Annotated in this window: 3 protein-coding genes; all 3 read right to left on the reverse strand. The window is 58.0% G+C overall.

What is annotated here, in order from left to right; genetic code table 11:
- Nucleotides 1–308 precede the first annotated feature (308 nt).
- Nucleotides 309–1,190 (reverse strand): replication initiation protein, encoded by an 882-nt coding sequence (locus G3T14_RS23470; protein WP_163644908.1) that lies wholly within the window; start codon nt 1,188–1,190, stop codon nt 309–311.
- Between the two features lie 207 nt (nt 1,191–1,397).
- A complete protein-coding gene (locus G3T14_RS23475; protein WP_163644909.1) occupies nt 1,398–1,793 on the reverse strand; it encodes a stability/partitioning determinant in 396 nt (131 codons plus the stop codon).
- The gene (locus tag G3T14_RS23480; RefSeq protein ID WP_163644910.1) at nt 1,793–2,485 is read right to left on the reverse strand and encodes a ParA family protein; all 693 of its coding nucleotides are present in this window, start codon (nt 2,483–2,485) and stop codon (nt 1,793–1,795) included. The genes G3T14_RS23475 and G3T14_RS23480 overlap by 1 nt, the downstream gene beginning before the upstream one ends.
- Nucleotides 2,486–3,579 lie beyond the last annotated feature (1,094 nt).

Here is a 3,579-nt window from a genome sequence, read left to right on the forward strand (position 1 = left end):
TCTCCTCCCGCTGCCCCCGCTCTGGAAAACATAGAAACTGATAGATGGTCAGGCTAAATCAGTGACTTATAACTTTAATTATGAGGTTTCCGGGGACTCCTGTGAGAAATCCGGGGGAAAATGCCTGTTACTATGAAAGATTCGGGGCTTACTATGAGAAATCCGGGGAGTTATTATGAGGTTCCCGGGGCTGATATGGTAAATATCCGTTAACTTATCCACAGGCTCCCAGTCTAACTATGAGGTTTCCGGGTAAGCCTTGTCGGCGTCTGTAAGTGCCGGATTTCATAGGCTCCGCTGCGCTCCAATTATGAGGTTTCCGGGGGCTTCAGCCGCTTGCGGTCCTGACGCATCATGCGGCCGATGGAGGGCTGCGTCGGCGCCACCGTCTCGGTGATGCCGCTGATCCGCGCACGGCGGCCAAGCTTGGTGCGATGCATCTCCTGGAAGGCCTCCTTCAAGGCGTCGGGGTCCTTCTGCCACCACCCGATAGCGACGTCCGTGACCTTCTTGCCCTGCTTGCTCGGCACCACGCTAAGGCTGAAGGCGGCGAGCGCATTAATCTCGTCCACAGCCGGCTTGATGACGTGCTTGTTCAGTTCGCCAAACGTGCGGTAGCGCCCGGGCTGGACGCCCAGGAGGTCGCGGAACTCGTCGAGTGTGTAAACATGGTGCGATTTCCGGTCTAAATTCACCAGCTGCGCCACGTTCTCATACAGGCTGACGGCGTATTTCGAGGTGAAGGCCATCAGGACCGGTAAAGCGATTTTGCCCCAAATGGTGGACTTCGCCAGCATCTTGATGAGCCGCTTGTCGAAGCTGTAGGTCAGGACGCCAGCGGGCCGCTCGGGGTCGTCCATGTCGTTGCCACCGAGGAACTGTACCCGTGTCCGCCCGGTCGGTGTCTTTACGTTAAGGATGGTGCGCATCAGCGCCTCGACGGACTCCTCGACCATCTCGTAGCCCTTGTGGCTGTCAGGCTTGAGGTCGTCGATCTCGACCGTATAGTCCCCACCCTCCTGGATGCCCTGGCGGTGAGCATTGTACCAAAGAATGGTGATGGCGCGGCGAGCGTTTAGCGTCAGGAGGTGATGGCCGGTGATCTGGATCAGCTCCGCCGGCTTGATCGCCTCGCGGTTGCGGGGCGTCAGGCTTAAGGTCAGGAGCTGCGCTGTTTTCAGTTTGGCCATAGGCGATAGTACATCATCGCCATCACCGCTAAAAATGAAAACTCTCAGGGAAACGATTTCATACCCATCCCCGAAAACCTCACATTTGCGCCACCTCCGACTGACACGGCGATGAAAACCTCTTTTTGCATCAGGCGCTTGCGACAGTCGAGGATAAGAACCACCGCTTCCCCGAAGACCTCATAATATTCGTGGCCCGCAAGGTTTTCAGGATGAAACCGACTTCGGCCCCCTGCCCTGCTCCTTCAACTCCCGCTGCAAGGCGGCAAGCGCGTGTTCGACCGTTTCACCAACGAGCCAGCCCTGCTGATCGGCGATTGCGTAGAAGGCCTCGACCGTCTCCGGCGTTGTGCGGGCGTTGAACTGCGCGGTCCTGCCCGTGCGGTGGCGGCGCGGTTCGCGCTTCGCTGGCAGAGCCTGAACGGACGCGGGCGCCGTGGGCGGCCGTTTCACCTCGCGGCTTGGGAAGTTCGCCGCCTCGGCGATGGCCCTCACTTCTTCCGCCGGCGGCGCAGCCGGATCGGACGCGGTTTTGGGAGCGAACGCCGACACGTCGATATCGTCCGCATCGCCGTCGTAGATGCTGGCGCGAGGTTTGTTCATCACGCCACCTTCGCTTGGCTAGCGACTGCGGACGGCTTCAGGATCGCCAGCACTTCGCCCGTGAAGGCAAGCGCGTTGTTCCGTGCCGCCTGAATGTTGCTGACCTGGGCCGGATCGAGGTCCGATAGTGAGCCACCAAAGGCGAAGATGGCGCGGAAGGCATCGCGCTCGTGCATCTGAGTGCCAAGTACCCTCACCCCACCCTCCATGAACTCGATTTCGATCGCCTGCAGCGTGCGCGGCCGGATCGCGGCACTGGTGCGGGTGAACAGGATCGCGGCCGGAATGATGCGCCTAAACGCCTTCTCCTGCGTGCGCACCAGCTTAACCGCCTTGACGGCCTCGGCTGCATCGAGCTGGCTGCCTTGCGTGGGGATGATAACTAGATCGGCCCGGCTCATGGCATAGGCCACCATGGCGGACGCAGTGCCTTCTAGATCGACGATCACGAAGGCGGTCTTGCGAGCCGACTCCTCAATTTGGTCGATGACGCTGTCTTCTGTCACGTCGGCGATGACGGTAAGGGTCGCTGGCTTACCGGGCCGCTTGGCCCAACGGGACACCGGCTTGTTCGGGTCAGCGTCGATGATCGTGACGGAGGCGCCCTTCCCGGCCAGTTCGGTGGCGAGGATGACGGCGGATGTGGATTTGCCTGCGCCGCCCTTCGGGCTTGCAAAGACGATGGTTGGCATGGTTGCCCCTTGGACAAAGGCTTGAAGATCGTGCGCATGATGCGATTCCACCCATGCTGGCAGAACAGCTAACAGTCAGTCAACAGTTAACATTAAAATAACAGTTCACAAGCTGCTATCGAGGCGCTAGCTGATCACACTCTGTCAGCCCGTGCTAACAGACGACTAACTGCTATCTGATCACAGACTGCTAACAGCGCCAAGCGCTTGCTCTCGTCCTGCCCGCGGCTGCTGAAGGCGAACCAGCCCGATGCCGGTCCCAAATCTAGGCTGATATCCTTTGAGCGGTCACGGACGCAGCTGCCATGCCGAGCATGTTCGCTTCCTAGCGAAGCGCATTGAGGAGAACGGCACCGTCAGGACGCACTCCGAGCCGTTGGCTGGTCCATGCCCGCAGAGGAGGAGGGAGACGGCTTGAGCAGCTACTATGCAACCGACCTTGAACGGCTGATCCTTGAGCGTAATTCCGGCCTGTGGGCTAACGGCCATATCTAAGCAGCTTCCAACTATCGCGTGAGTGATACCCGTATCCTGTGCAATCCGGCCAGATATAACAGTCGCGATCACGTTCCACGCTTGATAGTCGAGGCGTAGCCCTATGCCGCACGGTCACTATGAGCTGTTCCCAGCGACCATTTACGCCGCCGAACGGCTTGGCGAGGTCGAGAACGAACAGGACGTCGGATCTTAGCCATTGCCTGTTCGATTGGGATGGCGCGCCGGTCTATGCCCGCATCGTACAGCCGTGAAATGGGAGAAAGGTCTACCTTTTTCCCCATTCCCAAGCGTATCCTTTTCAGGACAATATGACCGCAAAAAGGTATGGGAAGAAAATGCAATGGTGTTCACTGGCGTCTGAGACGACGAACAAAAACGAAAACCGACAACGTATGCGGTTGAGAATAAACAAATTAATAGGTGAGGATCAAATATGGACAATGGCGCCCATTTTTATAAATCTGATTTCCAGGTACACACTCCAAGAGATCGTCAATGGACGGGATCGTCTTGCAAAACAGAAGAACATAGACACGAATATCTGACCATCTATCAGTTTCTATGTTTTCCAGAGCGGGGGCAGCGGGAGGAGACCC

Origin of the sequence: Methylobacterium sp. BTF04, assembly GCF_010692745.1 — a bacterium.
Classification (GTDB): domain Bacteria; phylum Pseudomonadota; class Alphaproteobacteria; order Rhizobiales; family Beijerinckiaceae; genus Methylobacterium.